The organism is Pseudonocardia sp. Ae150A_Ps1 (assembly GCF_001932315.1).
Taxonomy (GTDB): Bacteria; Actinomycetota; Actinomycetes; order Mycobacteriales; family Pseudonocardiaceae; genus Pseudonocardia.
The window spans coordinates 435,591-462,346 of sequence record NZ_MCIJ01000001.1 but is presented as its reverse complement, the minus strand read 5'-3'; the positions used below and the strand labels follow the sequence as shown (position 1 = coordinate 462,346).

General features: G+C 73.1%; 24 protein-coding genes. 18 read left to right on the top strand and 6 right to left on the bottom strand.

Annotation, left to right across the window (positions count from 1 at the left end; genetic code table 11):
- The first annotated feature begins 12 nt into the window (after window positions 1-12).
- The 6 genes from Ae150APs1_RS02015 (at window position 13) to Ae150APs1_RS01990 (ending at window position 5,038) form a co-directional block, all read left to right on the top strand.
- A complete protein-coding gene (locus Ae150APs1_RS02015) occupies window positions 13-1,485 on the top strand; it encodes an ABC transporter substrate-binding protein (RefSeq protein WP_075295387.1) in 1,473 nt (490 codons plus the stop codon).
- 68 nt (window positions 1,486-1,553) lie between these two features.
- On the top strand, window positions 1,554-2,237 hold the full coding sequence (nthB, locus tag Ae150APs1_RS02010; RefSeq protein ID WP_075295385.1) for a nitrile hydratase subunit beta: 684 nt from the start codon (window positions 1,554-1,556) through the stop codon (window positions 2,235-2,237).
- A 50-nt stretch (window positions 2,238-2,287) separates the two neighbouring features.
- The gene (nthA, locus tag Ae150APs1_RS02005; protein ID WP_075295383.1) at window positions 2,288-2,905 is read left to right on the top strand and encodes a nitrile hydratase subunit alpha; all 618 of its coding nucleotides are present in this window, start codon (window positions 2,288-2,290) and stop codon (window positions 2,903-2,905) included.
- A 5-nt stretch (window positions 2,906-2,910) separates the two neighbouring features.
- Complete coding sequence (locus Ae150APs1_RS02000; protein ID WP_060576639.1) at window positions 2,911-3,336, top strand: nitrile hydratase accessory protein; 426 nt, start codon at window positions 2,911-2,913, stop codon at window positions 3,334-3,336.
- Complete coding sequence (locus Ae150APs1_RS01995; RefSeq protein ID WP_139316779.1) at window positions 3,336-3,584, top strand: hypothetical protein; 249 nt, start codon at window positions 3,336-3,338, stop codon at window positions 3,582-3,584. The genes Ae150APs1_RS02000 and Ae150APs1_RS01995 overlap by 1 nt, the downstream gene beginning before the upstream one ends.
- Window positions 3,581-5,038 carry an amidase gene (locus Ae150APs1_RS01990; protein WP_075295381.1) on the top strand — a complete coding sequence of 486 codons (1,458 nt, stop codon included), beginning with the start codon at window positions 3,581-3,583 and terminating at the stop codon, window positions 5,036-5,038. Before Ae150APs1_RS01995 ends, Ae150APs1_RS01990 begins: the two co-directional genes overlap by 4 nt.
- A 163-nt stretch (window positions 5,039-5,201) precedes the next feature.
- Here the strand turns inward: Ae150APs1_RS01990 and uxaC are convergent, their stop codons facing one another.
- On the bottom strand, window positions 5,202-6,614 hold the full coding sequence (gene uxaC, locus Ae150APs1_RS01985) for a glucuronate isomerase (protein WP_075295379.1): 1,413 nt from the start codon (window positions 6,612-6,614) through the stop codon (window positions 5,202-5,204).
- A gap of 99 nt (window positions 6,615-6,713) precedes the next feature.
- Here uxaC and Ae150APs1_RS01980 point away from each other — a divergent pair, with 99 nt between their 5' ends.
- Entirely contained in the window at window positions 6,714-7,988 is a 1,275-nt protein-coding gene (locus Ae150APs1_RS01980; protein ID WP_083679878.1) for a lactate racemase domain-containing protein, read from the top strand.
- On the opposite strand, the gene Ae150APs1_RS01975 is transcribed toward Ae150APs1_RS01980, so the two are convergent.
- Window positions 7,967-8,974 carry a LacI family DNA-binding transcriptional regulator gene (locus tag Ae150APs1_RS01975; RefSeq protein WP_170918029.1) on the bottom strand — a complete coding sequence of 336 codons (1,008 nt, stop codon included), beginning with the start codon at window positions 8,972-8,974 and terminating at the stop codon, window positions 7,967-7,969. The two genes, Ae150APs1_RS01980 and Ae150APs1_RS01975, sit on opposite strands and share 22 nt — an antisense overlap.
- A gap of 123 nt (window positions 8,975-9,097) precedes the next feature.
- Between Ae150APs1_RS01975 and larE the strand changes: the two genes are divergently transcribed.
- Together larE and larB are read left to right on the top strand one after the other, a co-directional pair.
- Window positions 9,098-9,964, top strand: coding sequence for an ATP-dependent sacrificial sulfur transferase LarE (gene larE / locus Ae150APs1_RS01970; protein ID WP_075295374.1), 867 nt, complete (start codon window positions 9,098-9,100; stop codon window positions 9,962-9,964).
- Window positions 9,961-10,638, top strand: a complete 678-nt coding sequence (larB, locus tag Ae150APs1_RS01965) for a nickel pincer cofactor biosynthesis protein LarB (RefSeq protein WP_075295372.1) — start codon at window positions 9,961-9,963, stop codon at window positions 10,636-10,638. The genes larE and larB overlap by 4 nt, the downstream gene beginning before the upstream one ends.
- 7 nt (window positions 10,639-10,645) lie before the next feature.
- Here the strand turns inward: larB and larC are convergent, their stop codons facing one another.
- From larC to Ae150APs1_RS01945, 4 genes are all read right to left on the bottom strand, one after another.
- A complete protein-coding gene (gene larC / locus Ae150APs1_RS01960) occupies window positions 10,646-11,854 on the bottom strand; it encodes a nickel pincer cofactor biosynthesis protein LarC (protein WP_075295369.1) in 1,209 nt (402 codons plus the stop codon).
- A 3-nt stretch (window positions 11,855-11,857) separates the two neighbouring features.
- Window positions 11,858-13,246 (bottom strand): mannitol dehydrogenase family protein, encoded by a 1,389-nt coding sequence (locus Ae150APs1_RS01955; RefSeq protein ID WP_075295367.1) that lies wholly within the window; start codon window positions 13,244-13,246, stop codon window positions 11,858-11,860.
- Window positions 13,247-13,332: 86 nt separating this feature from the next.
- A complete protein-coding gene (locus Ae150APs1_RS01950; protein ID WP_075295364.1) occupies window positions 13,333-14,334 on the bottom strand; it encodes a LacI family DNA-binding transcriptional regulator in 1,002 nt (333 codons plus the stop codon).
- 116 nt (window positions 14,335-14,450) lie between these two features.
- Entirely contained in the window at window positions 14,451-15,635 is a 1,185-nt protein-coding gene (locus tag Ae150APs1_RS01945; protein ID WP_075295362.1) for a Gfo/Idh/MocA family oxidoreductase, read from the bottom strand.
- 201 nt (window positions 15,636-15,836) lie between these two features.
- Here Ae150APs1_RS01945 and Ae150APs1_RS01940 point away from each other — a divergent pair, with 201 nt between their 5' ends.
- The 9 genes from Ae150APs1_RS01940 (at window position 15,837) to Ae150APs1_RS01900 (ending at window position 26,640) form a co-directional block, all read left to right on the top strand.
- On the top strand, window positions 15,837-16,664 hold the full coding sequence (locus Ae150APs1_RS01940; protein WP_010244055.1) for a sugar phosphate isomerase/epimerase family protein: 828 nt from the start codon (window positions 15,837-15,839) through the stop codon (window positions 16,662-16,664).
- A complete protein-coding gene (locus tag Ae150APs1_RS01935; protein WP_083679877.1) occupies window positions 16,661-17,674 on the top strand; it encodes a Gfo/Idh/MocA family oxidoreductase in 1,014 nt (337 codons plus the stop codon). The genes Ae150APs1_RS01940 and Ae150APs1_RS01935 overlap by 4 nt, the downstream gene beginning before the upstream one ends.
- Before the next feature lie 59 nt (window positions 17,675-17,733).
- Window positions 17,734-18,585, top strand: a complete 852-nt coding sequence (locus Ae150APs1_RS01930) for a sugar phosphate isomerase/epimerase (RefSeq protein WP_010244051.1) — start codon at window positions 17,734-17,736, stop codon at window positions 18,583-18,585.
- A 105-nt stretch (window positions 18,586-18,690) separates the two neighbouring features.
- Window positions 18,691-19,614 carry a formylglycine-generating enzyme family protein gene (locus Ae150APs1_RS01925; protein WP_075301571.1) on the top strand — a complete coding sequence of 308 codons (924 nt, stop codon included), beginning with the start codon at window positions 18,691-18,693 and terminating at the stop codon, window positions 19,612-19,614.
- 267 nt (window positions 19,615-19,881) lie between these two features.
- Window positions 19,882-21,354 carry an ABC transporter substrate-binding protein gene (locus Ae150APs1_RS01920; protein ID WP_139316778.1) on the top strand — a complete coding sequence of 491 codons (1,473 nt, stop codon included), beginning with the start codon at window positions 19,882-19,884 and terminating at the stop codon, window positions 21,352-21,354.
- 30 nt (window positions 21,355-21,384) lie between these two features.
- On the top strand, window positions 21,385-22,326 hold the full coding sequence (locus Ae150APs1_RS01915) for an ABC transporter permease (RefSeq protein WP_010244045.1): 942 nt from the start codon (window positions 21,385-21,387) through the stop codon (window positions 22,324-22,326).
- On the top strand, window positions 22,323-24,152 hold the full coding sequence (locus Ae150APs1_RS01910) for a dipeptide/oligopeptide/nickel ABC transporter permease/ATP-binding protein (protein WP_249266173.1): 1,830 nt from the start codon (window positions 22,323-22,325) through the stop codon (window positions 24,150-24,152). The genes Ae150APs1_RS01915 and Ae150APs1_RS01910 overlap by 4 nt, the downstream gene beginning before the upstream one ends.
- Window positions 24,149-24,973 (top strand): ATP-binding cassette domain-containing protein, encoded by an 825-nt coding sequence (locus tag Ae150APs1_RS01905; RefSeq protein WP_075295356.1) that lies wholly within the window; start codon window positions 24,149-24,151, stop codon window positions 24,971-24,973. The genes Ae150APs1_RS01910 and Ae150APs1_RS01905 overlap by 4 nt, the downstream gene beginning before the upstream one ends.
- Entirely contained in the window at window positions 24,970-26,640 is a 1,671-nt protein-coding gene (locus tag Ae150APs1_RS01900) for a sulfatase (RefSeq protein WP_212567145.1), read from the top strand. Before Ae150APs1_RS01905 ends, Ae150APs1_RS01900 begins: the two co-directional genes overlap by 4 nt.
- Window positions 26,641-26,756 lie beyond the last annotated feature (116 nt).

Sequence of the window (26,756 nt, the reverse complement as noted above, 5' to 3'; positions counted from 1 at the left end):
CAGGTGCCTCGTGTGAGTACTGCGACGCTCACCGCGGAGTCGGTCGTCGATCTGCCGCCACACGAGGCCTTCTCCCTGTTCGGTAGTGCCGAGGGCTCGAACTGGTTGTTCGACGCCCGTTGTGACTCGGTGGCCGTGGGTGCGCCGGTCCGGATGACCCTGCCGATCGACGCCGACCCGGACCGGCGCCGGGTGGAGCTGCTGGGCACGATGTCCGCGGTGCGTCCCGGCCGGGCGATCGTGATCGACCACGTCCAGCCGTGGCCGGGACGGATCCGGCTGAGTTTCGTGCCGCAGGCGCCGGGCGTGACCAGGGTCCGGGTCCGGGCCGAGGTGTCCGAGTCCGGCGTGGGATGGCTGGTGCGGCACCGCGGGATCATCCTGCCCTTTCCCGATGCGGGCGAGCAGACGCTCCGGCTGGGTCTCGTCACGAGCAAGTCGGGGCCGGCGGCGGTCTACTCGATGGCGACCGAGTACCTGGCCCGGCTGGCGGTCGAGGAGGTCAACGAGGGCGGGGGAGTACGCGGGCGGATGCTCGACCTCGTCGTCGCCGACGACGAGACCGACCCCGAGATCGCGGCGATCGAGGCGGGCAGGCTCCGCCGTGCTGGGTGTCATGCCGTCTTCGCGAGCACGACGAGCCAGAGTTTCGCCGCGATCGACGCCGCGGTCGGCCGCGACGTCCTGGTCGTCCACTCGGTCATGAACGAGCGGGGCAACAGCCGGCGCGGGGCGGCGGTGCAGCTGGGGGAGCGCCCTGACGCCCAGATCGCGGTGATCGCGGACCGGCTGATGACCACGACCGGGGCTCGCGACTGGTTTCTGGTCGGAGAGCGCTACAGCTGGTCCTACGGTGCACACCGTGCGGCCCGCATCGCGGTGCCGCGGGTGAACGGCCGCCTCGTCGGCCAGTCCTACACCTCGGTGGGGACCACCGACTTCTCGCCGGTGATCGAGCAGATCCAGCGCTCGGGCGCCGATGTCGTGATGTCGTCACTGATCGGCGCCGACGAGGTCGAGTTCGAACGCCAGTGCGCCCGGGCGGGCCTGCGCGACACCACGCGCACGCTGTCGCTGGTGATGGACGAGCCGACCCGTGAGCACATCGGCGCCTCGGCGGCCGAGGGCATCTGGACGGCGATGGCCTACTTCCAGGACGTCGCGGCCGAGGGCAACGACCGGCTCCTCGCGCGGTACCGGGAGCGGTTCGGGCAGTGGGCCCCGCCGGTCTCGACGATCTCGGAGACGGCCTACGAGGCGATCCTGCAGTACGCCGAGGCGGCCCGGCGCCGTGGGAACGACGGCGATCCGCTGTCCGCCCGGGCGCTGGTGGAACACCTCGAAGGCGTCGACGGCGGGGCGATCGGTACCCGCAACCTGCTCGCGCCCGCGCTCCATCTCGCGCGGGTCGGTGCGGACGGGGTGAGTGTCTTCGAGGAGGCCGGGTCGGGGACATCCGCTCGTAACACCTCTATGTGTCGATAAATATCGACAGTATGTCTGCCCGTGGTTAGTGTCGGCGACCACACCGGGCGACGGAAGGTGCTTGCGACATGGACGGCGTGCACGATCTGGGTGGCCGGCAGGGTTTCGGGCCGATCGATCCGGAGCCCGACGAGCCGGTGTTCCACTCCGACTGGGAGCGCCGGGTGCTGGTGATGCTCCCGGCGATGGCCGGAGCGGGCGCGTTCAATCTCGACCAGTTCCGGTACGGGATGGAGCAGATCCCGCCGGCGGAGTATCTCGCCTCGACCTACTACGAGCACTGGATGCACTCGATGATCCACTGGGGCATCGAGGCGGGGATCTTCGATCCCGAGGATCTCGAACGTCGCACCCGCCACTACCTGGAACACCCCGAGGAGGCTGCGCCGAAGGCGGCGAAGGCCGACCTGACCGAGGCGCTGCGGCAGCTGATCCCCACCGGCGCCGACTACCGTCGCGAGACCGATTCCGGGCCCGCGTTCGGCGTGGGCGACCGGGTCCGCGTGCTGGACCACGTCTCGACCATGCACACCCGCCGTGCCGGCTACGTGCGTGGACGGACCGGAGAGATCGTCGCTACCCACGGCGCCTACGTCTATCCCGACAGCAACGCCGCGGGACTGGGCGAGGACCCCCACCACCTCTACACGGTGCGATTCCGCTCTGAGGAGCTGTGGGGCGCGGGCGAACCGGGCGCGGCGAACGCGGTCAACCACATCGATCTGTGGGAGCCCTACCTCACCGCGGTCTGAACCGCTCGCTCCCTTCCTCCCCCTGACACCGAGCACATCAGAGGACGATCATGTCACTGCACCACGACCACTCGACGATCACCGAGGACGACCGGATCGCCGCTCGCGTCAAGGCCATGGAGGCGATCCTGGTCGAGAAGGGAATCATCGGCTCGGACGCGATCGACTACATGTCCTCGGTCTACGAGAACGAGGTCGGCCCGCAGCTCGGGGCGAGGATCGTCGCGCGGGCGTGGGTCGACGCGGAGTTCAGGTCCCGCCTGCTCTCCGACGCCACCGAGGCGTGCAAGGAGTTGGGTGTCTCGGGCATGCAGGGCGAGGAGATGGTGGTCCTGGAGAACACGGGCACCGTCCACCACCTCGTGGTCTGCACGCTGTGTTCGTGCTACCCGTGGCCGGTGCTGGGACTCCCCCCGAACTGGTACAAGTACCCGGCCTACCGGGCCCGAGCGGTCCGTGATCCGCGCGGCGTGATGGCCGAGTTCGGCCTGGACCTGTCCGAGAGCGTCGAGGTGCAGGTGTGGGACTCCAGCGCCGAGCTGCGCTACTGGGTGCTGCCCCGGCGCCCCGCCGGCACCGACAGGTGGTCCGAGGACCGGCTCGCCGAGCTGGTCACCCGCGACTCGTTGATCGGGGTCGCGGACGTCGCCGGCCCGGCCGCGGCGTGATCGGGATGGAGCGACTGAACCGGACGCCGTCACCGGAGACCAAGCCGCGGGTCGACTCGCTGGTCGAGGCCCTGCCCTTCAACGAGGCGATCCCGCGCCGCTCGGGTGATGTCGCGTTCGACCACGCCTGGGAGATCCGGGCCTTCAGCATGACCGTGGCCCTGCACGAGGAGCTCGGCTTCCCGTGGGCGGAGTTCCAGGACAGGCTCGTCGCCGCCATCCAGGAGTTCGAGTCGGGGCGCCCCGACCTGGAGCACTGGAGCTACTACGAGCGGTGGATGGCCGCACTCGAGGTCCTCGCGCGCAGCAAGGGCTGGGTCTCGCAGACGGAGCTCGAGCAGCGGACCGAGGAGATCCTCGCGCTCCCGGCGAACTACATGCACCAGCATGCCGTCCGCGAACCGGTCGCCGTGATCACCGGGGCACGGTGATGGCCGACGACCTCTCCGAGGACATCGACGAGGGCGCCGTGAACGCTCATCACGTCGCCGCGATCGCAGCGCTGGCCGGGCTCCCGCTGGAGCCCTCCCGCCTCGCGCCGGTGGCCGCGCTGCTCTCGGCCTGGATCCCCGGTGCGAACGCGCTGAGTGCCCGGATGCAGTCCGCCGAACTCGACGGGCTGATGCCCGCCGTGGTGTTCACCCGTCCCGGGATCCACGACGAGGAGGGCGGGCAGTGAACGACGGAGCGGCGGACGACCGGGCGCCGGGTTACGATCTCCTCGACCGCACGCTGACCGAGGTCGCCCACCTGGTCGCTGCCGGCGAGGTGTCCCCGGTCGAGCTCGTCGAGCGGTCGCTGCGGCGGATCGAGCAGATCGCCGGGACCAACGCGTTCATCTCCGTCGACTCCGACGACGCCCTGGCCGTGGCCCGGGCGAGCGAGACGATGATCTCCGCCGGTCACCGGATCGGACCGCTGCACGGCGTCCCGGTCGCGCTCAAGGACAATGTCTCCGTCCGCGACAAGCCCACGACCGCGGGCAGCGCCATCCTGGCCGACCACCGCCCGGCCGAGGACGCGACGGTCACCCGCCGACTGCGGTCGGCGGGAGCGATCATCGTCGGCAAGACCAACATGCACGAGTTCGCGTGGGGCGGGACCTCGGCGAACCCGCACTACGGGTTCGTCACCAACCCGTGGGACACCGGCCGGATGCCGGGTGGATCCAGCGGCGGCTCCGGCGTCGCGGTCGCGACCCGAGCCTGCTTCGGTGCGCTCGGTACCGACACCGGCGGATCGATCCGGCTGCCCGCGGCGCTCAACGGCATCACCGGGCTGCGTCCGACGATCGGGCGGGTCAGCAACGCAGGCGTGATCCCACTGGCCTGGAGCATGGACACCGTCGGTCCGATGGCCCGCACCGCGGCGGACTGTGCGGTCATGTTCACCGCGCTGGCCGGTCACGACCCGGCCGATGCCGGTTCGGCCGACCGGGCGGGGGAGGACTACTCCCGCGATCTCGGTGCCGGGCTCGACGGGCTCCGGGTCGGGATCATCGAGGGCTACTCCCTGCACCACGTCCAGCCTGCGGTCGACAAGGCGCTGCGCGCGGCACTGGACGTCCTCGTCGCCGGCGGCGCCCGCACGAGCGAGGTCTCGATCGCCGACATCGAGGGCAACATCTCCGCCCAGCTCACCGTCGAGGCGTGCGAACCCAGCACCTACCACCAGCGCTGGTTGCGCGAGCGCCCCGACGACTACGGCGACGACGTCCGGCTCCTGCTCGAGGCGGGAGAGATGCTGCCGGCCACCCAGTACCTGCAGGCCCAGCGTTACCGGACGCTGCTGCGCTCGCAGACCCTCGCCGCGCTGTCGCGGGTGGACCTGCTGGTGTGTCCGACCCTGCCCTTCACCGCGACCCCGCTCGGGGAGGTGACCGTCGAGATCGATCCGGGACGACCGGAGGACATGCTCTCGGCGATCATGCAGTTCACCGGGTTGCCGTCGCTGACCGGTCTGCCGGCGATCAGCGTGCCCTGCGGCTTCGACGATGCGGGACTGCCCATCGGTATGCAGCTGATCGGCCGTCCGTTTGCGGAGTCGACACTGCTGCGGGCCGCGGCCGGGTTCCAGGCGGGGACCGGGTTCCACACCGCGGCCCCCCGGGTCGGGCGGGACCGAGCCCGGTAGCTGCACTGCTCGGCGTCGAGGCGGCCGTAGACGGCGAGGCGGAATCCCAGGTGCGCCACCTCGAACTCCTGGCCGTTCTCGCGGGCCAGGTGCAGGCACTCGGTGGTCGCGGCGGCGGTACGTGGAGCCGTTCGGTACACCCGGCTCGCCCCGCCGCGTCTGCTCACAGCTTGAACACGGCGCGCGGGTTGTCCTGCACCAGAGCCCGGATCGTGTCGCCCGCCTCGTCCTCGGCGAGGCGGTGCCGCACGACGAGGTCGGCGAGGTGGGCGGCGTCGAGGCGGCGGGACATGTCGTGGCGTGCCGGGATCGAGCAGAACGCGCGGGTGTCGTCGATGAAGCCCGAGGTCCGGCTGAAACCGGCCGTCTCGGTGACCGCGGAGCGCCAGCGTCCGATCGCGTCGGGGGCGTCGAGGAACCACCACGGCGCCCCGACGTAGACGGAGGGGTAGAACCCGGCCAGCGGCGCCCGCTGCCGGGAGAACACGGTCTCGTCGGTCGTGAAGACCACGAGGTGGAACCCGGAGCTCGTGCCGAACCGTTGCAGCAGCGGACGCAGCGCCTCGGTCAGCTCGATGCCGGTCGGGATGTCGTGCCCGCGGTCCGGGCCGAACCGCTCGTAGGTGGGCCGGTGGTGGTTCCGCAGGATGCCCGGGTGCAGGGTCATGACCAGCCCGTCCTCGGCGGACATGGCGGCCATCTCGAACAGCAGGTGCCGGCGCAGCGCCGTCGCCTCCGCGGTGGAGGCCTCGCGGCGCAGCGCCCGGGCGAAGATGTCCGCGGCGACGGTCTCGTCGAGCGGCTCGGTGCCCACGTCGGCGTGGCTGTGGTCGGCCGAGGTGGCGCCGTGGTCGACGAAGTACCGGCGTCGCCGCCGCAGGGCGGTGAGGAAACCGCGGTAGTCGCCGGTGTCGGTGTCGGCGGCCGCCCCGAGGGCCGCCACGGCCGCGGGCCAGCCGTCGCCGGCAGGCTCGAGATAGCGGTCGGGCCGGAACGTGGGGATCACCCGCCCGTCCCACGACGGATCGTCGCGCAGGACGCGGTGCCAGTGCAGGTCGTCGGCCGGGTCGTCGGTCGTGGCCAGCACCTCGATGCCGAACCGGCGGTACAACGCCCGCGGCCGGAACTCCGGGGTGCGCAGCGCGGCCGAGATCCGGTCGAAGAGGTCGTCGGCGTTCGCCTGAGCGGGCCGCTCCCGCACGCCGAAGATGTCGTGGAGCTCGGACTCGAACCAGTACTGCACCGGTGTGCCGCGGTAGACCGGCCACCGCTCGCAGAAGATCCGCCAGGCCTTGCGCGCGGTGCCCTCGTCGAGCGGGGAACCGGCGGCGACGCCGAGCTCGTCGAGCCCGACACCGGACGAGTGCAGCAGCCGCGTGACGTAGTGGTCCGGGCTGATCAACAACGACGTCGGGTCCGGGAACGGGGTGTCCTCGGCGAGGATCCGCGGGTCGACGTGCCCGTGCGGGGAGATGATCGGCAGGTCCCGGACGGACCGGTACAGCTCCCGCGCGACGTCTCGGGTGGCCGGGTCGGGCGGGAACAGGCGGTCCGGGTGCAGCTGCAGGGCTGGCATGGCCCACACCCTCCGAGCGGGCCGGCGCGGCGGGCAAGCTGTTGCCATCGCTTGCGCCCGCCGTTGTGGGCCGGGCCGGGATCCGGCGACGGTGGCGCCATGGTCAGCGTGAGCCCGGCGGTGCCGATGATCGGATCCGCGGACACCGTCCTCGCCCCCGAGGCGGTGAGCGCCTTCGTCGCCGAGCAGCTCGAACGGCTCCCTGTCGACGGCCGGTCGGTGTGCGTGATCGTCCCGGACGGGACGCGGAGCTGCCCGCTGCCGCTGCTGGTCGACCGCATCCACCGGTCGCTGGCCGGACGCGCCGAGCGGCTGGTCGTGCTGATCGCGTTCGGGACCCACCAGCCGATGACGGACGACGGCCTCGCGTCCCACCTGGGCTGTGACGGCGACTCGCTCGCGCAGACCTATCTGGGCACGACGGTGCTCAACCACGAGTGGTGGGACCCCGGCACCCTGGTGTCGGTGGGTGTCGTCCCCGCCGAGCGCGTCCACGAGCTCTCCGAGGGCAGGCTGCACCAGGAGGTCGACGTCCGGATCAACCGGCACGTCGTCGAGGCCGACCTCGCGCTCGTCGTGGGGCCGGTGTTCCCGCACGAGGTCGTGGGCTTCTCCGGCGGCAACAAGTACTTCTTCCCCGGCGTCGCGGGCCCGGAGATCATCGACCTGTCGCACTGGCTCGGCGCGCTGATCTCCAGCTCGGAGATCATCGGCACCCTCGGGATCACCCCGGTCCGTGCCCTGATCGACGAGGCCGCCGCGATGATCCCGGTGGAGCGGCACGCGCTGTGCCTGGTGGTGCGGTCCGGCTCCGTCGACCTGCACGCGGTGGCGTCCGGCCCGCCGGAGCAGGCCTGGGCCGCGGCCGCCGCCGTCTCGGCCGGGACCCACGTGCAGTACCTGGACCGCCAGGTGCGCCGGGTCGTGTCGGTGATGCCGGAGAAGTACGACGACATCTGGACCGCCGCGAAGGGCTTCTACAAGCTCGAACCGGTCGTGGCCGACGGCGGCGAGGTCGTGATCTACGCGCCGGGGATCACGACGGTGTCGGTGAGCCACCCGGAGATCGAGGAGATCGGCTACCACTGCCGGGACTACTTCACCGCCCAGTGGGAACGCTTCCGCCACGTCGGGTGGGGGGTGCTCGCCCACTCGACGCACCTGCGCGGCGCGGGCACCTACGACCCGGTCGAGGGGGAGCGGCTGCGGGTCCGGGTCACGCTGGCGACCGGGATCCCGCGCGAGACGGTCGAGCGCGTGAACCTGCAGCACGCCGACCCCGCCGGCATCGACCTGGAGCGCGAGCGCCGCGATCCCGGCACGCTCGTCGTGGACCCGGCCGGTGAGGTGCTCTACCGCCTGCGCGAGCCGTGAGCGGGCGCGGGGCCGGTCGACTGGCGCACCACCAGCCGGACCGGTAGCCGGGCCGAGCGGACCGTCGCACGTCCGGTCGAGGCCAGCTGCTGGAGCAGGTTGCGCATCGCCGAGGCACCCATCGCCTGGAGCGGTGCGCCCACCGACGTCAGCTGCGGGCTGACCAGCCGACCGAGCGGGATGTTGTCGAACCCGACGACGCCGATGTCCTCGGGGACCCGGGTCCCGTTGCGGCGCAGCGCCTGCAGCAGGCCGATCGCGAGCAGGTCGTTGTAGGCCACGACGGCGCTCACCCCGGCACCCGCGACGTCGTCGGCGAGACCGGCGCCCGCCCGGAGCGTCGGGCCCGCCGCGGCGAGACCGACCAGGCCGACGCCCAGCGCGTCCGCCGCCTGCTCGACCCCGGCACGGCGCTCCGCCTCGACCGGGGAGTTCCGCGGGCCGCCGACGTAGGCGATCGTGCGGTGCCCCAGGCCGTGCAGGTGCTCGACCACCAGCAGCGCGGCCCGCGCGTCGTCGAGTGCGATGCTCGGCACCGACACCGCCGAGCGGTTCAGCACGACGGTCGGCCGGGTCGCGGCGACGGCGGCCACCTCGTCGTCGGTCAGGCGCGAGCTCGCCAGCACCACTCCGTCGACGACCGGCAGGACCCGGCGCAGCACGTCGGCCTCGCGGGTCACCGACTCGCGGGTGTCGCACAGCAGCATCGTGTATCCGCCCTCGGCGGCCTCCTGCTCCGCGCCGCGGACGATCTCGGCGCTGTGCGGGTTGGTGATGTCCGACATCACCAGCGCGACCACCATCGACGACCGGTCCGCCGACGCCGTCCGGGCCTGCCTGCTGTACCCGAGCTCCGTCGCGACCCGCCGGACGAGCTCGGCGGTGTGCGCGCTGACCCGCGCGGGACGGCCGAGCGCCCGGGACACCGTCGACGGCGAGACCCCCGCGGCGCGTGCGACGTCGTAGATGGTGGGCCGCGTGGTCACGGCGGGCGAGTCTAGCCCCGGGGCACCCGCGGCAACTGCTGGCAACGCGTTGCCGCGGGCACCCGCGGGCTGCCTCAATGGACGGTGAGCCGTAGCCGCGGACGCCGGGCGAGGAGCAGGTGGATGAGCCACGACAGGGTGACCGACGGGTGGCGCGACAGCCTCGGCGCCGCCGACCGGGCGGCGGCAGGCCGCGTGGGCGACGAGCTGCGCGTCGCCGGCCGCGTCGGGGTCGCACTCTCCGGCGGTGTCGACTCGTCCACGCTGCTCGCCCTCGCCGCCGACGCCCTCGGGCCGGACCGGGTCCGTGCACTCGTCGGGGTCTCGGCGAGCCTCGCCGCCGACGAACGGGCCACCGCCCACCGGGTCGCCGCGGCGACCGGTGTCGAGCTCGTCGAGGTCGCGACGGCCGAGCTCGACCGACCCGACTACCGGGCGAACGGCCCGGACCGCTGCTACGCGTGCCGGGACACGTTGTTCACCACCATCGACGAGACCGTCCTCGCCGAGCACGACCTCGACGTCGTCGCCTACGGGGAGAACCTCGACGACACCCGGCGTGCCGACCGGCCGGGTGCCCGCGCGGCGACCGAGCACGGCGTCCTGCGTCCACTGGCGTCCGCTGGGCTCGACAAACCGGCGGTGCGCCGGATCGCACGGGCGATGGGCCTGCCGAACGCCGACAAGCCCGCCGCACCCTGCCTGGCGTCGCGCATCCCGCACTTCGAGCAGGTCACCGAGGACAAGATGGCGCAGATCGAGCGCGCCGAGCGGGCGGTGCGCGCGCTCGGGTTCGACGACGTGCGGGTGCGCCACCACGGCGAGGTGGCGCGGGTCGAAGTGCCCGAGGACCTGATCGCGGACGCGCTGGGGCCGCGTCGCACCGACGTGCTCGCCGCCGTGCGCGATGCCGGGTTCCGGTTCGTCACGGTCGACCTCGCCGGGCTGCAGTCCGGCGCCTTCACCCTTCCCCTGGTGTCCGCGCGGTGACCGGGCCCGAGCACGTCGCACCGGTCGGCGACTTCGCCCGGCTCGACGTCGGCCGCGAGGCCCGCGTCGGCCACGGCGAGGCCGTGTTCTGCGAGGGCAAGACCACCGACCAGGTCCGCGTGATCACCCGCGAGATCGTCGCCCGCGACATGCCGACGCTGTTCACCCGCGCCGGCGACGACCACGCCGCGGTGATCCTCGACGTCGCGCCCGACGCCCGGCACGAGCCGGAAGCCCGGATGCTGGCCTGGCCGGCGGAGCCGCCGGAGCCCGCCGGCGGACGGGTGGTCGTCCTCTCCGCCGGCACCTCGGACCTGCCCGTGGCCCGCGAGGCGGTCGTCACCGCGACCCACCTGGGCCGTCGGGTGGAGCTCGTCGCCGACGTCGGCGTGGCCGGCCTGCACCGGCTGCTCGCCCACCAGGACACCCTGCGCGGGGCCCGCGCGATCGTCGTGGCGGCCGGGATGGACGGCGCGCTGCCCACGGTCGTGGCCGGGCTGGTGTCGGCGCCGGTCGTGGCGGTCCCCACCTCGGTCGGGTACGGGGCGTCGCTCGGTGGGGTGGCGGCGCTGCTGACCATGCTCAACGCGTGCGCATCGGGTGTCGCGGTCGTCAACATCGACAACGGCTACGGCGCGGGCCACCTGGCCGCGCAGATCGCCGCCCCGCACTGAGGGCCGGTCAGCCGGCGGGTACGGGCCCGCCCGGCCGGAGCCCGCTCGCGTCGGCGGCGGCCACCGCGGCCTCGAGCACCTGACGCAGCGGCAGGTCACGTGCCGCGGCCAGGGCCGCCACGTCCTCGTACTCGGGTGCGGTGTGCACGATCCGGCCGTCCTCGACGCCCAGCTTGATGCGTACCGGGGCCGACTCGACGGTCACCGTCGCCCAGGTCCGGTCGAGCGCGTGCCGGGCCACGGGCCACTGGCGGACGCCCAGCGTCGAGGTGGCGCGCAGCACGAACGCCCGCAGCTCGTCGGCCCGCCCGGGGTCGGTGAGGACGTGCAGCGTGTGTGCCGGGCGGCCCTTCTTCATCAGCACGGGGGTGAGCCAGGCGTCCGCGGCACCGCGCTCGAGCAGCGACCGCAGCACCTCCGGCCAGACCCGGGGGTCCATGTCGTCGACGTTGGTCTCCAGCACGAGCAGGTCCTGCCCGCCCGGGCGCGTCGCCGGGCAGGGCTCGCCGAGGACGACGCGGACGACGTTCGGCCGGCCGTCGGTGTCCCGCGCCCCCGCGCCGTACCCGGTGCGCCCGACGGTCATCCGTGGCATCGCGCCGCAGCCACCGGCGAGCCCGCGCAGCAGCGCCATCCCGGTCGGGGTGGCGAGCTCGCCGTCGCCGCCGACCTGCCAGCCGCGGCTCAGCTCGAGCACCGCGGGCACCGGTACCGGCAGCAGACCGTGCGCGGTGCGTACCCGGCCCGAGCCCAGCGCGACCGGGCTCGCCGTCACCTCCGACACCGCCGACACCCCGAGGTCCGCCAGGGCCGCGCAGGTCCCGACGACGTCGGCGATCGAGTCCCAGGCCCCGACCTCGTGGAAGTGGACCTGCTCCACCGGGACCCCGTGGACCCGCGCCTCCGCCCGGGCCAGCACCGAGAACACCGACAGCGCCGGCTCCCGCACGTCCGACGGGAGGTCGCTGCCGGTGAGCAGCTCGCGGATGCCGGCCCAGGACCGGTGCGGGTGGTCGTCGGCGGTGCTGCGCACCTCCACCCGGGTGGCCCGCAGCCCGCCGCGCCGCACCTCGCCGACGTCGACGGTGACCTCGCCGGGGATCAGCGACCTGATCGGGCCGCGTACCCGCTCGGGGTCGGCGCCGGCGTCGAGCAGTGCGCCGAGCAGCATGTCCCCGGCGACGCCGGAGCTCGCGTCGATCCACGCGACGGGCACGACTCAGCCTCCCGTCGATGCGGCGAGGTCGTCGACGTGGGCGACGACGGCCGCCACCAGGTCCTCGTCGCGGGCGAGGCCGGGGTCGAGGATCTCCAGCACCCGCGGTGCCGCCTCGTGGATCGGGCCCGCGGCGGCGGTGGTGAGCGTGCCGGCGATCGGGTCGCCCGCGCCCGTGCCACGGCGCAGGGTCAGCAGCCAGGCCGCGAGGGGCCGCAGCACGGGCCCGGGGATCCGGCCGGCGGCGCGCTCGGCACGCAGGACCGGCAGCACCCGCACGGGCAGCTTCTGGGACCCGTCGGCGGCGATCTGGGACAGCCGGTGCCGGATGCCGGTGTTGGCGAACCGGGTCACCAGGGCGTCCCGGTAGGAGGCGAGCTCGGCCCCGGGCAGCGGGACGTGCCGGCCGGCGACGTCCCACCAGGCCTCGACCCACCCCCGCACGACCGGGTCGGCGATCGCCTCGGCCACCGTCTCGTGACCGCGGGCCGGTGCGGCGTAGGCCAGCAGCGAGTGGGCGCCGTTGAGCATCAGGAGCTTGCGGCGTTCGTGGACGGTCACATCGGTCACGAAGACCGCGCCGGTGTCCTCCCAGCGTGGGCGGCCTCCGGGGAAGTCGTCGTGGAGGACCCACTCGCTGAAGGGCTCGGTGCTCACCGGCGCCCGGTCACGGACACCGGTGCCGCGGTGCACCTCGTCGAGGTCCCGTTCCTCGGTGCGTGGGGTGATCCGGTCGACCATGGCCGACGGGAACGCGACGGTGCCGGAGATCCAGTCGGCGAGCCCGGGGTCGACCGCGGCCGCGGCGTCGTGCACGACGCGGGCGACCATCTCCCCGTTGCCGTCGACGTTGTCGCAGGACAGCACGCTGCAGGGGCTGGCGCCGGCGTCGCGCCGGGCGGCGAGGCCCGCGACGAGCCGTGCGGGCACACTGCCCACCGGCGCGGTCCACGACCGGGCGAGCGCCGCCAGGTCGGCGGCCACCTGCGGGTCGGAGTGGTCGAGCCCCCCGCCGGGGCCGCGTCGGTAGCCGGCCTCGGTGACCGTCAGCGACAGCACCCGGGTCCGCGGGTCCGCGACCAGCCGGAGGAAACCGTCGTGCTCGGCGCCGGGCAGGCAGGCCGAGAGGCTGGAGACGGTCTCGAACGACGGACCGTCGGGGTGCCGGGTGAGCAGGGTGTACTGCCCGTCCTGGGCCTGCAGGGCCCGTGCGAGCTCCACGCTGCGCCCGCTGAAGGCCGCGATGCCCCACCGGTCCCGGTCGGGGGCGTGCTCGGTGTACCAGGCCAGGTGGGCCCGGAAGAAGTTCCCGAGTCCGACGTGGACGATCCCGATCGGTGCCGCGGCGCGGCTGCCGGGCCGTCCGCGGCCCGGCGTCTGAATGGTGGTCACCTGTGCTCCCGTCCTCGCCGGGGCCACCGTCGCCCGCCCGGCGGCCCGTGGACAACGGGTTGCCACCTCTTGCCGGGACGTGCTGCTCACACCGCCATGCGGGCGCGACGCGGGCCCGTCGACTCCCGGACCACCAGCCGCGCGGGCATCTCGACCGACAGCGGCTCCGGGGCGGTGCCGTCGATCGACGACAGCGCGGTGGTGACCGCGGTCCGCCCGATCGTGCGCAGCGGGGTGGCGATGGTGGTGAGGTTCGGCAGGACCAGACCGGCCAGCACGGTGTCGTCGAAGCCGACCACGCTGACGTCGGCCGGCACCGACAGCGACGCCGCCGCCAGCCCGCGCCCGACGCCGACCGTCATCTGGTCGTTGAAGGTGATCACGGCCGTCGGCGGCCGGTCGGACAGGCCCTCGGCGAAACGGATGCCGCCCTCGACCGTCGGCGCCGCCGGCCCGCTGCGGTGCAGGGTCACCCCGGCCGCGCGGGACGCCTCCAGCAACGCCCGCCACCGTGCGCCGTCGGCCCACGACGCGGCCGGGCCTCCCAGGTACTCGGCGGCGTCGTGGCCGAGCTCCCGCAGGTGGGTGATCGTCGCCCGCGCCGCGGGCCCGTAGTCGGTGGACACGCTCGCGACGTCGCGGACCGCACGGTTGAGGACGACCGTCGGCTTCTGCTTGGCCAGTACCCGGATCGCCGAGTCCGACAGCCGCGAGCTGGCGAGCACGACGGCGTCCACCCGGGGCAGTGCCCGCTCGACGAGCGCCCGTTCCTGCGGGCCCGACTCGTGGGAGTCGGCGACCGCGATGGCGAGTCCGGCATCGAATGCGGCGTCCTCGGCACCGTGCACGAGCTCGAACACGAACGGGTTGCTGATGTCGGAGGTGACCAGGAGCAGCACACCGGTCGGCGCGGAGTCCGTCGGGGCGTTGACGGCGAGGCGGCGATAGCCCAGTTCCTCGGCGGACCTGCGCACCTTCTCCGCGGTGCGGGTACTGACCTGGCCCGGCCGGGCGAGTGCCCGCGACACCGTCGAGGGCGCCACGCCCGCGGCGGCGGCGACGTCGTAGATCGTGGGCCGCGTCCCCAAGCCTCCACCTCCGGCTGGTCGGTGCGCTGGGGCCGGATCGCCGTCGCTGCGCGGAGCGGGTGGGTCGCCGGGAAGCTATCAGAGCCCGGGACCGCGCGACCCGGGCCGACCCGGGGTCACCGGGCGGGCTCGGCGCCTCCGGCGCGCTCGGGGAACGAGCCCTCGGCCGCGATCCGCTTGTTCAGCTCTGCGAGGTAGAGGTCCTCGTCGAAGTCGAGGGGGACCTCCCGGCCCAGCCAGCTCGACAGGTGGATCGCGTTGGCCAGCCGGACGCCGTCGATCCCGTCGCTGCCCGCCGCGAGCAGCGGTGTCCCGTCGAGGATGGTGGCGGCGAAGTTCGCGAGGACGCCGGTGTGCTGCGCACCCCAGACCGACTCGAACTCGAGGACCTCGCGCGAGTAGTACGTGCTGCGGTCCAGCTTGCCGGTGAAGAGCTTGCGGACGTCCTCGGCCGACATCGACTCCGACAGCTCGCGCTCGTCGGCGACCAGGCGCGTGACGGTCGCCGTCCTCGATCCGTCGACGACGATGCGGCCCCGGTCGCCGAGGATCTCCAGCCGGTCGGTGCCCTCGATGTCGTGCACGGCGGTGACGAAGGTGCCGGTGACGCCGTCGCCGTAGTCGGCGACGGCGGTGACCTCGTCCTCGACGGCGATGTCGCGGCGGAAGCCGTAGGCGACCTTGGCGTAGACCGAGCGCGGGACCCCGCAGATCCACTGCCACAGGTCGAGCTGGTGGGGAGCCTGGTTGACCAGGACACCGCCGCCCTCGCCGCCCCAGGTGGCGCGCCATGCGGACTGGTCGTAGTAGCCCTGCGGGCGCCACCAGGTGGTGATCATCCAGTTCGTCCGGCGGATCGCGCCGATCTCGCCGGCGTCGACGATCTCCTTGATCCGCTGGTAGAGCGGGTTGTTGCGCTGGTTGAACATGATCGCGAACGTCAGCTCGGGGTGCCGGGCGGCGCACGCGTTGAGCTCGGCGACCTGCCCGGTGTAGACACCGGCCGGCTTCTCCACCAGCACGTGCAGGCCCGCCTCCAGGGCCGCGATGCCGATCTCGGGGTGCAGGTAGTGCGGCACCGTGGTGACCACGGCGTCCACCTCACCGCCGGCGAGCAGCGCCCGGTAGTCCTCGTGGACCGGTACCCCGTACTCGCTGGAGGCCGTCGCACGCCTGTCCGGGTCGGTGTCCGCGACCGCGCCGATCTCCATCCCGGGGACCCTGCCGTCCCGGACGAAGGAGGCGTACATCGATCCCTGCGCCCCGAATCCGATGATTCCGAGCCGGACCTCTCCGGACATGCGTGGACCTCCCTCGTGCACGGCTTCGTGACGGCGACCACGGTGGGGGAGCGCGGGGTGGACGGCCACGGGTTGCCACATGTTCCGTCGCACCGTAGCCAGGCACCGATGCAACAAGTGGGAACAAGTGGGCGGTGCCACCGGGCAGCGGTCACGGTGATCGTGCGACCGAACAGCGCTCAGTGAGGAACAACCGGAAACATGTGGACACTCTCGGGCTTCGCCGACGAGATCTCCTCCGACCTCGACGAACAGGTGGCGCTACTCGGCAAGCTCGGCATGTCCCACCTGGAGTTCCGCAGCGCCTGGGGTACGAACGTGCTCGACCTGGACGCCGGCGCGCTGTCCCGGGCGAAGGGGATCGTCGACGACGCCGGACTCGCCGTGTCGAGCATCGGCTCCCCGATCGGCAAGATCCACGTCGAGGAGGACTTCACCGCGCACCTCGACCGGGCCCGGCACGCCCTCGACGTCGCCCACCACTTCGGCGCCCCCTACATCAGGGTCTTCTCCTTCTTCGTCAGCCCTGGTGACGACCCGGACCGCCACCGCGACGAGGTGCTGCGCCGGATGCGGGCCCTGGCCGATCTGGCCGAGCAGCGCGAGGTGATCCTCGTGCACGAGAACGAGAAGGAGATCTACGGCGACGTCCCGCGCCGCTGCGCCGACATCCTCGCCTCCGTCGCGTCGCCGAACCTGCGCGCCGCGTGGGACGCCGCCAACTTCGTCCAGGTGGGCGTGCGGCCCTTCACCGAGGCCTACGCCGCCGTCCGCCCCTACCTGGAGTACGTCCAGATCAAGGACGCGCTGCTGGCCGACGGCGAGGTCCGCCCCGCCGGTCGCGGCGACGGCGAGATGGTCGAGACCCTGCGCGCGCTCCGCTCGGACGGCTTCGACGGCTTCTTCTCCCTGGAACCGCACCTGTCGCAGGCCCACAGCCTCGGCGGATTCTCCGGACCCGAGCTGTTCACCGAGGCCTGGGAGGCGTTCACCGGGCTGCTCGGCGCCGAGGGCATCGAGTACCGGTGAACGCGGTGACCACGGCGGCCGTCATCGGCTGCGGCGACGTCGCGCCGGTGCACCTCGACGCCATCGCCCGGGAGGCGGGCATCGAGCTGGTGGCGGTCTGCGACACCGATCCCGTCGCCCGCGCGGCGACCGCCGAGCGCCACGGCGTCCCGGGCCACGCCGACCACCGCACGCTGCTCGCCCGCGCTCGCCCGGACGTGGTGCACGTCTGTACCCCGCACGACCAGCACGTCCCGGTCGCCCTCGACGCCGGGGTGCACGTACTCCTCGAGAAGCCGCTCGCGCACACCGTCGACGAGGCCGAGCGTCTCGTCGCGGCCGCCGGGCGCGGTCGTGCCCGGGTGGGGGTGTGCTTCCAGAACCGCTACAACGCCACCGCGCAGGCCGCGCACGAGATGCTGCGCTCCGGGGAGCTGGGCGCGGTGCTCGGCACCGTCGCGACGGTCATGTGGACCCGCACCCCGGACTACTACCGTGCCAAGCCGTGGCGCGGGCGGTGGGCCACCGCGGGCGGCGGGCTGCTCATCAACCAGGCGATCCACACCATCGACCTGGTGCAGTGGCTCGCCGGGGACGTCGTCGAGGTGTCCGGCAGCGCCTCGACCCGGCTCTACGGCGACCTCATCGAGGTCGAGGACACCGCCGAGATGCTGCTCTCGCACGACGGCGGGGCCCGCAGCGTCGTCGTCGGCTCCCTCGCGAACGTCGTCCACGCACCGGTCACCATCGACGTCACCGCCGAGCGGGGCAGCCTGTCGATCCGCGGCGACCTCACCGTGACCCGGGCCGACGGCACGGTGCACACCGTGCCGGAACGACGGGCCGCGCTGAACGGACGCTCCTACTGGGGGGTGTCCCACGAGTACCTGATCCGGGACTTCTACGCCCGGCTGGGCGACGACGAGCCGTTCTGGATCGGCCCCCGCGAGGCGATGAAATCGCTGCGCATCCTCACCGACGTCTACGCCCGGAGTGGCATCGGCCGGATCCGGCACACCGCCACCGGCTGACGACCGGCCCGGCCGCGCCCACCCCTACCCCACCCGACCTCCGTGCTGAAGGGGAACCCATGCCCACGATCGGCGTCCAGATGATGATGCTCAAGAACCACGTCGAGGACGTCGGGCCCCACGAGGTCCTGCGCCGGCTCTCGGAGTCCGGCTTCTCCGCGGTCGAGGTCTCCCAGATCGCGATGACCCCGGAGAACGTGGCCGAGATGGTCCGCGCCCGTGACGAGCTCGGCATCGACTTCGGGGCGCTGTCCGCCGGCATGGGCGGCGGCCCGAACGAGTCCCTCCTGGACGACTTCGACAAGATCGTCGCGGACACGAAGGCCCTGGGCGCCTCGCGGCTGCGCATCGGCATGATGCCGTACCCGGCGATGGCCTCGCACGAGGCGCTGCTGGAGTTCTGCGGCCGGGCCGAGAAGGTGTCCGCGCGGCTCGCCGACGAGGGGATCACCCTCTACTACCACAACCACCACGTCGAGTTCGCCAGGCGCGGAGGCAGCACGCTGCTCGACGTCATCCGCGCCGAGGCGCCGACGATGCGGCTCGAGATCGACGTGCACTGGGTGCAGCGCGGTGGCCGCGACCCGGTCCGCACGCTGCAGCAGTACGCCGGCCTGGTGGACCTGGTCCACCTCAAGGACTACCGCATCGGCGAGCTGGACCCGTCGGCGTTCGACGCCCTGGCCGACGGCGACCGGGCCGGGTTCATGCGCTCCTTCACCGACGTGGTGCAGTTCGCCGAGGTCGGCGAGGGCAACCTCGACTGGGCCGAGATCATCGACCAGTCGCTGGACTCGGGTGCCGAGTACCTGTTCATCGAGCAGGACCAGCAGTACGGCCGCGACCCCTACGACTGCCTCCGGACCTCCCGCGAGAACCTCGTCGCGCTGGGCTACGGGCACCTGATCTGACCGGTGCGGCGCCCGCGGCGGGGACCTGGACCCTCCCGTCGGAGGTCTCGCGCCCACGGACCGCTGCCGGTGGTGTGTGCGGACGCCGTGCACAATGAGGCGATCATGAGCGGTGGTTGCTGCGTTCCCGGCCCGCGGGACACCTCCGTGGCGCCCGCGCCGCCGGGGGGCTCCGGTGCGCGCGACGTCCCCGAGACCGCGGTCGAGGTCCCGGGTGGGTCGTTCCTGATGGGCACCGACTCCGCCGAGGGCTACGGCACCGACGGCGAGGGGCCCGCCCGGCGGGTCGAGGTCGGCCCGTACCTGATCGACACGGTGGCCGTGACCAACGCCCGGTTCGCCGAGTTCGTCGCCGCCACCTCCTACGTGACGGAGACCGAGCGGATCGGCTGGTCGTTCGTGTTCGTGGGGTTCCTGCCCGCGGCACTGCGCCGGACCAGCCCGCGCCCGCAGCAGACCCCCTGGTGGGCCGGGGTGACGGGCGCGACCTGGTCTGCGCCGGAGGGCCCCGGCAGCATCGTCGGCGACCGGGCCGACCACCCGGTGGTCCACCTGTCGCACGCCGACGCCCGCGCCTACGCCGCGTGGGTCGGCGGGCGGCTGCCCAGCGAGGCGGAGTGGGAGTACGCCGCGCGTGGCGGCCTGGAGGGCGCGCGCTACCCGTGGGGCGACGAGCTCACCCCGGCGGGCGAGCACCGGTGCAACATCTGGCAGGGCGACTTCCCGGTCCGCAACACCGCCGAGGACGGCTACCGGGCCACTGCGCCCGTGACGGCGTTCGCCCCGAACGGCTACGGCCTCCACAACACGGCCGGGAACGTCTGGGAGTGGTGCGCCGACCACTTCGGGCCGCGCAGCGGGGACGCCCGGGTGATGCGCGGTGGCTCGTACCTGTGCCACGAGTCCTACTGCAACCGCTACCGGGTCGCCGCCCGCACCGCGAACACCCCGGACAGCGCCGCCGGTCACCTCGGGCTGCGGGTCGCCTGGGACGTCGCGTGCCCTGCGGAGGGGGCTCCGGGCAGCTGACCGCTGCAGCTCCGGCGCCGGGCGACCGAGCCTGCCGGCCACGGTGGACGCCGTGGCGGGCCGTCCCGTGCGGACCGGCGGCGCGGCCCTGCAACTGCTGGCAACCCGTTGAAGCGCCGTTCGATCCCGTGCCGTAATCCCTCCACACGCCCCGACGCGCGGTCCGCACGAACCCGAGAGGGCATCCGGACCCTCAGTACCCACACGAGGTTGTTGACGATGAGGTCAGGCCGAAGAGTTCTTCCCATCCTGGTCACGGTGGTGGGCATGCTGGCGGCAGCCGGGTGTGCCGGAATCGGGACCCCGGCCTCGCCGGCCGGTGTCCTGAACATCGGCCAGGTCCAGGACGTCGCGACCTGGGACACCGGGCAGGGCCACAACGGGCACCGCCTGGTCGCGTTCCAGACCGCCTACGACACCCTGATCCGGCGCGAGCCGGACGGGACGCTCGTGCCGATGCTCGCCACCGCGTGGGGCTACACCGACGACACGCAGACGACACTCGCGCTGACCATCCGCGAGGGCGTCACCTTCAGCGACGGCGAGGTCCTCGACGCCGAGGCGGTGCGGGCGAGCCTGGAGCACTTCCGGACCGCCAACGGACCGCAGGCCGTCCAGACGGCCGACGTCGCCGAGGTGCGCGTCACCGGGCCGTACCGGGTCGAGATCGAGCTCGCGCAGCCGAACCCGGCGCTCGAGTTCTACCTCAGCCAGGCCGCGGGCATGATCGCGAGCCCCGCCGCGCTCGGGGACCCCGCCCTCGACCGCACCCCGGTCGGGTCCGGCCCCTACGTCATGGACGAGGCCCGCTCGGTGACCGGCGACCGGTACGTGTTCCGTGCCCGGGACGGCTACTGGGACCCCTCGCTGCAGCAGTGGGACGAGGTCGTGCTCAAGGTGCTCGCCGAGCCGACGGCGCGGATCAACGCGCTCGTCGCCGGGCAGGTCGACGGGACGCAGCTGCTGCCCCGCAACACCACCCAGGCCGAGAACGCCGGCCGCGAGATCGTGAACCGGGACGTCAACTGGGCCGGGCTGATGCTGTTCGACCGCGACGGCGCGGTCGTCCCGGAGCTGGCCGACGTCCGCGTGCGTCAGGCGATCAACCTCGCCTTCGACCGGCAGGTCGCCGTCGACGGTCTGCTCGGTGGGTACGGCACCCCGACCAGCCACGTCTTCGGTGAGGCCAGCACGGCCTTCGATCCCGCGCTCGACGACTACTACGGCTACGACCCGCAGCGTGCGCGCGAGCTGCTGGCCGAGGCCGGCCACCCCGACGGCTTCACCCTGAGCATGCCGTTCAGCGCCAACACCAACGACGCCATCCCGTTCGTCGTACAGCCGCTCGCCGACATCGGCATCACCGTGCGCGCCGCGAGCGTGCCCGGCCAGGCGGCGCAGTCGGAGATCGGCAGCGCGCGCTGGCCCGCCGCCTACTTCCCGATCTTCCAGGGGCCGACGTGGATGGCGGTGGAGCAGATGCTGGTGCCGCAGACGCTGTACAACCCGTTCCGGTCCGAGGACCCCCGCCTCGACGGGATCCTCGACCGTCTGCGCGTGGCCGGGCCCGACGCCGTCGACGAGGCGCAGGAGATGGCCCGCTACGTCACCGAGCAGGCCTGGTTCGCCCCGTGGGCCCGGATGGGCAACACCTACGCGTTCGACGGCGGGAAGGTCCGCGTCGAACCGCAGATCGGCCAGGTCGTCCCCTCCATCTACAACTTCCACCCGGCCGGCTGACCGCCGCCCCGTCGCACCCCGGAGGTCACCGTGCTGCCCTTCCTGCTCCGCAGGCTGGCATCGGGCGTGGTCGTGCTCGCCGCCGTCCTCTGCCTGACGTTCCTGCTGCTGTTCTTCTCCACCGACGACGTCGCCGCGAACATCCTCGGCGAGCAGGCGACACCTGACCAGATCGTCGCCAAGAACGCCGAGCTCGGCCTCGACCGACCGCTCCTCGAACGTCTCGTGGACTGGTGGGCGGCCGCCCTGACCGGTGACTTCGGCGCCTCCTGGTTCAACGGCCAGACGGTCGTCGCCGCACTCGCGACCCGGCTCCCGGTCACCCTGACCCTGGTCCTGCTCTCCATCGTCCTGATCGGCGTCATCGCGACCGCCCTGGGCATGACCGCGGCCGTGCGCCGGGGCCGCGCCGACCGCGCCGTGCAGATCGGCGCCGCGATCGGTGACGCCCTGCCCAGCTTCCTCATCGGCCTGCTGCTCGTCGGCCTGTTCGTGGTGACGCTGCCCTGGTTCCCGGCGGTGAGCACGATCGCGCCCGGCGCCGGCATCGGACCGTGGGTGGTGTCGCTGACCCTGCCGATGACCGCCCTGCTCATCAACGGTGTGGCCGCGTCGGCCCAGCAGGTGCGCGGTGCGGTGCTCACCCAGCTGTCCCGCGACCACGTCCGCACGTTGCGCAGCCGCGGGCTGCCGGAGCGGGAGATCCTCTTCCGGCACGTGCTGCGCAGCGCCGCCCCGGCCGGCCTGACCGTCCTGAGCCTGCAGTTCATCGGCATGCTCAGCGCCGTCGTCGTGATGGAGCAGGTGTTCGCGTTGCCCGGGGTCGGGACGCTCGCGGTGCAGGCCACCACGACGGGGGACCTGCCGCTGGTCATGGGGGTCGTCGCCTACACGACGGTGATCGTCGTCGTGGTCAACCTGCTCGTCGACCTGGCCAACGGCTGGCTCAACCCGAAGGTGCGTGTCGCATGACCGAGCCCTCCGCCCCGCCCGTCACCCCCGCCGCACCGGGATCGGCACCCCGCGGACGAGGGGGCGAGGTGCTCCGGCGGCTGCTCCGCAACCCGCTCGGGGCGGCGGCCGCGACCGTCCTCGGGCTGATCGTCGCCGGCGTGCTGCTGGCGGACGTACTGGCCCCCTTCGAGCCGGGCTACGCCGACATCCGCAACATCCTCTCGGGCGCAGGTGCCGACCATCCGCTGGGCACCGACAGCGGGGGCCGCGACATCCTCAGCCGGCTGCTGCACGGCGGGCAGACGACGTTGCTCGCGGCGCTGCTGTGCGCGGCCGTCGCGATCGCCGTCGGCGTACCGTCGGGTCTGCTCGCCGGGTACTACGCCGGTGGGATCGACGGGGCGGGCACCTGGGTCACCAACATCATCCTGGCGCTGCCGTCGATGATCGTGCTGCTGGCGGTGCGCGCCGCACTGGGCCCGTCGGTGTGGATCTCGATGATCGTCTTCGGGATCATGCTGGCGCCCGGGTTCTTCCGCCTGGCCCGCACCGCGGTGCGCGCGGTGCGCGACGAGCTCTACATCGACGCGGCCCGGGTGTCGGGGCTCTCGGACGCCCGCATCCTGCGCCGCCACGTGCTCTCGGTCGTCCGGGCGCCCCTGATCATCCAGCGCGCACTGGTCTGCGGGATCGCCATCGCCGTCCAGTCCGGACTGGAGTTCCTCGGCCTCGGCGACGCCGCCGTACCCACCTGGGGCGTGATGCTCAACGAGGGGTTCCGCAGCGTCTACGACGGCCCGATGACCCTGGTCTGGCCCGCCCTGGCGATCGTGGTCACGACGAGCGCCCTGGTGCTCCTCGGCAACGCGGTGCGCGACGCGGTGGAGGACCCGGCCCGTGCGGGCTCCGCCGGTGCCGGCGGAGCCGTCCGGCAGGCGGTCGAGCGTCGCCGCGCCGCGTCGGCCGGTACCGCCCGGGACGGTGGCGGTCACCTTCTCGAGGTGCGTGACCTGGGCATCGCCTACCCGCAGGCGGACGGGACCCTGAAGCAGGTGGTGGACGGGGTGTCGTTCACGCTCGACCGCGGCGAGGTCCTCGGGGTGGTCGGCGAGTCGGGATCGGGCAAGTCGCAGACCGCGTTCTCGGTGCTCGGGCTGCTGCCGGGAGATGCGCTGATCACCGGCGGGACCATCCGGATCGACGACGAGCTCACCGTCGGACCGGGGGACGTGGCCGTCGACCAGGACCGGCTGCGCCCCCTGCGCGGGCGGCGCATCGGGTACATCCCGCAGGAACCGATGAGCAACCTCGACCCCGCCTTCACCATCGGGTACCAGCTCGTGCGCCCGATGACGCACTTGCTCGGCGTCTCCCGGGCGGAGGCCACCGCCCGGGCCGAGGAGCTGCTGCGCAGCGTCGGGATCGCCGACCCGGTCCGGGTCATGCGGTCCCATCCGCACGAGGTGTCCGGCGGCATGGCCCAGCGGGTGCTGATCGCCGGTGCGATCTCCTGCGAACCGGACCTCGTGATCGCCGACGAGCCCACCACGGCACTGGACGTGACCGTGCAGGCCGAGGTCCTCGACGTCCTTCGGGACCTGCAGGAGCGGCTCGGCCTGGCGGTCCTCCTGGTCACCCACAACTTCGGCGTCGTCGCCGATCTCTGCGACCGCGTCCTGGTCATGCGCGACGGCACCGTGGTCGAGTCGGGCGACGTCCGACGGATATTACGCGACCCCGACCACGAGTACACGGCGTCGCTGCTCGACGCGATGCTCGCCGACAAGCCGCCGCGCGGCCGCCTGACCGCGGCGGCGGACGAGAACCTGGAGGCGACCCGATGAGTACCCCGCTCCTGGACGTCGAGGACCTGGTCGTCGAGTTCCGCACGAAGCGTCTCGGCCCCGCCTTCCGGGCCCTGCACGGGGTGTCGTTGCAGGTCGGCGCCGGCGAGACGCTCGGGCTGGTCGGCGAGTCCGGTTCCGGGAAGAGCACCATCGGGCGCGCCGTCCTCGGTCTCGCCCCAGTGACCTCGGGGCGGATCCGGTTCGACGGCCGCGGCATCGGGGCGGCCGACCGCCGGACCCCGCGGGCGTTGAGCCGTGACCTGCAGGTCGTGTTCCAGGACCCGTACAGCTCGCTCAACCCGGCCCGCACGGTCGGCGACACCCTCTCCGAGCCGCTGCAGGTGCAGGGGATCGAGGGAGGTGAGGCACGCAGCCGGGTCTCCGGGCTGCTCGACCGCGTCCATCTCCCGCAGGACGCGATGCACCGGCTGCCCCGCGAGTTCTCCGGCGGTCAGCGCCAGCGCATCGCGATCGCCCGGGCGCTGGCGCTGCGTCCGAAGCTGATCGTGTGCGACGAGCCGGTCAGCGCGCTCGACCTGTCGACCCAGGCCCGGGTGCTCGACCTGTTCCTCGAGCTGCAGGAGGCGATCGGCGTCGCCTACCTGTTCGTCTCCCACGACCTCGACGTGGTTCGCCACGTCAGCCACCGGGTCGCGGTCCTGTACCGCGGCGAGATGGTCGAACAGGGCGACGCGGAGCAGGTCACCCGCGATCCCGCGCACGAGTACACGCGGACGCTGCTGCTCGCGTCCCCGGTGGCGGACCCCGACCGGCAGGCCGAGCGGCGAGCTCAGCGGCGCGCGACGGCCGCGCGATGACCGGGCGCCCGAACATCGTGTGGATCTCGACCCACGACATCAACCCGCACCTGGGCTGCTACGCGGGCGTGTATCCGGGGGCTGAGCAGGCGCGCACCCCGAACCTCGACGCCCTGGCGGACGGGGGGATGCGGTTCGACCGGGCGTTCGCGGCGGCCCCGATCTGCGGGCCGTCGCGGTCGGCGATCATGACGGGCTGTTTCCCGACGGCGATCGGGACGATGCACATGCGGACGAAGGCGGTGATGCCGCCCCAGGTCCGGTTCGTGACCGAGTACCTGCGAGAGGCGGGGTACTACGCCACGAACAACTGGTTCACCGACTTCCAGACCTCGACGCCGCCGTCGGCGTTCGACGACTGCTCGCCGTCCGCGCACTGGCGGAACCGGCCCGACGGCGTGCCGTTCTTCGCGGCGTTCCACTCGCTCGTCACCCACGAGTCCCGCCTGTACGGGGACGACGAGCAGTTCGAGGCCCGTATCCCGCACGCCGGCCCGGAGGACCGCCACCACCCGGACGACGTCGTGCTGCCGCCCTACCACCCGGACACCCCGGCGTTCCGCACGACGTGGGCGCGGTACCTGGACCTGATCACCGAGATGGACCACTGGGTGGGCGGCCTGCTCGACGAGCTCGAGTCGGACGGCCTCGCCGGTTCCACGCTGGTGGTGTTCTGGAGTGACCACGGCGCGGGGATGCCGCGCGCGAAGCGGTGGCTCCACGACTCGGGGCTGCACGAGCCGTTGATCATGCGGTGGCCGGGTCACCTGGCGCCGGGCGCGGTGCACGGCGATCCGGTGCACCTGATGGACCTGGCCCCGACGATGCTGCAGGTGTGCGGGGCCGGCGTTCCCCCGTCGATGCACGGTGTCCCGTTGCTGGGCCCGGACGGGTCGCTGGTCGACCGCCCGAACGACTACGTGTTCGCGGGCCGCGACCGGATGATGGAGATCGAGGACCACAGCCGCAGCGCCCGCGACGACCGCCACCGCTACGTCCGGCACACCCATCCCGGACGCCCCCCGATGCCGCACTCGGAGTACCCGGACACGCTGGGCACGTGGGCCGAGCTCCGGCGGCTGGCGCGTGACGAGTCCGCCCAGCGGACACAGGGAGAGCCGCGCACCCTGCTCACTCCCGCGCAGCGGGCGCTGGTCGGGCCGGAGAAGCCCGCCGAGGAGCTCTACGACCTCGACGCGGACCCGCACGAGCTGCGCAACCTCGCCGGTCTCCCGGAGTACGAGGCGATACTCGCCCGGTTCCGCGCGGCGGTCGACGGATGGCTCGCCCGTCACGGTGACGCCGCCGGGCAGGACGAGGACGATCTCCTCGCCGCGTGGAGGCCGGCAGGGGAGTGGGAGGTAGTGGCGGTGCCGGTACCCGGACCGGGTACCGGTGTCACCGACGCCCGGTGCGTGCGTCGTCTGGACCGACGACCCGCCTGCTCCGCAGGCCACGGGCAGGGGAGCCGGCGACGACGTCGGGCTCCCGCCGCAGGACGGGCGGCACTGGCGGATCCACTGTGCGGCGACCCCGCCGCCCACCGGCCGTCGGGTGTGGGTCAAGGCCTGCCGACCGGGGTTCGTGGACAGCGCGGAGGTCGCGACGGGGTGACGTCGTGCCGTCCGGGGCCCGGCGGCAGCCTTCATGTGTCAATGAAACATTGACGCCAGCGAATCGTCAACGAAACGACGACCCAGAACCCACGTCACGACAGGAGCGGCCGGAGGAGCCCGCCGCCGGGTGTCAGCGTTCGGGCGCGGGGGCGACCAGGCCGGGGGAG

Coding starts and splice junctions, on each gene's coding strand:
- Ae150APs1_RS01905 (WP_075295356.1), top strand. CDS start 24,149: ATGAGTACCCCGCTCCTGGACGTCGAGGACCTGGTCGTCGAGTTCCGC.
- Ae150APs1_RS01940 (WP_010244055.1), top strand. CDS start 15,837: ATGTGGACACTCTCGGGCTTCGCCGACGAGATCTCCTCCGACCTCGAC.
- uxaC (WP_075295379.1), bottom strand. CDS start 6,614: ATGCCAGCCCTGCAGCTGCACCCGGACCGCCTGTTCCCGCCCGACCCG.
- Ae150APs1_RS02000 (WP_060576639.1), top strand. CDS start 2,911: ATGGAGCGACTGAACCGGACGCCGTCACCGGAGACCAAGCCGCGGGTC.
- nthA (WP_075295383.1), top strand. CDS start 2,288: ATGTCACTGCACCACGACCACTCGACGATCACCGAGGACGACCGGATC.
- larE (WP_075295374.1), top strand. CDS start 9,098: ATGAGCCACGACAGGGTGACCGACGGGTGGCGCGACAGCCTCGGCGCC.
- Ae150APs1_RS01995 (WP_139316779.1), top strand. CDS start 3,336: ATGGCCGACGACCTCTCCGAGGACATCGACGAGGGCGCCGTGAACGCT.
- Ae150APs1_RS01980 (WP_083679878.1), top strand. CDS start 6,714: ATGGTCAGCGTGAGCCCGGCGGTGCCGATGATCGGATCCGCGGACACC.
- Ae150APs1_RS01920 (WP_139316778.1), top strand. CDS start 19,882: ATGCTGGCGGCAGCCGGGTGTGCCGGAATCGGGACCCCGGCCTCGCCG.
- Ae150APs1_RS01900 (WP_212567145.1), top strand. CDS start 24,970: ATGACCGGGCGCCCGAACATCGTGTGGATCTCGACCCACGACATCAAC.
- Ae150APs1_RS01945 (WP_075295362.1), bottom strand. CDS start 15,635: ATGTCCGGAGAGGTCCGGCTCGGAATCATCGGATTCGGGGCGCAGGGA.
- Ae150APs1_RS01930 (WP_010244051.1), top strand. CDS start 17,734: ATGCCCACGATCGGCGTCCAGATGATGATGCTCAAGAACCACGTCGAG.
- Ae150APs1_RS01925 (WP_075301571.1), top strand. CDS start 18,691: ATGAGCGGTGGTTGCTGCGTTCCCGGCCCGCGGGACACCTCCGTGGCG.
- nthB (WP_075295385.1), top strand. CDS start 1,554: ATGGACGGCGTGCACGATCTGGGTGGCCGGCAGGGTTTCGGGCCGATC.
- Ae150APs1_RS01910 (WP_249266173.1), top strand. CDS start 22,323: ATGACCGAGCCCTCCGCCCCGCCCGTCACCCCCGCCGCACCGGGATCG.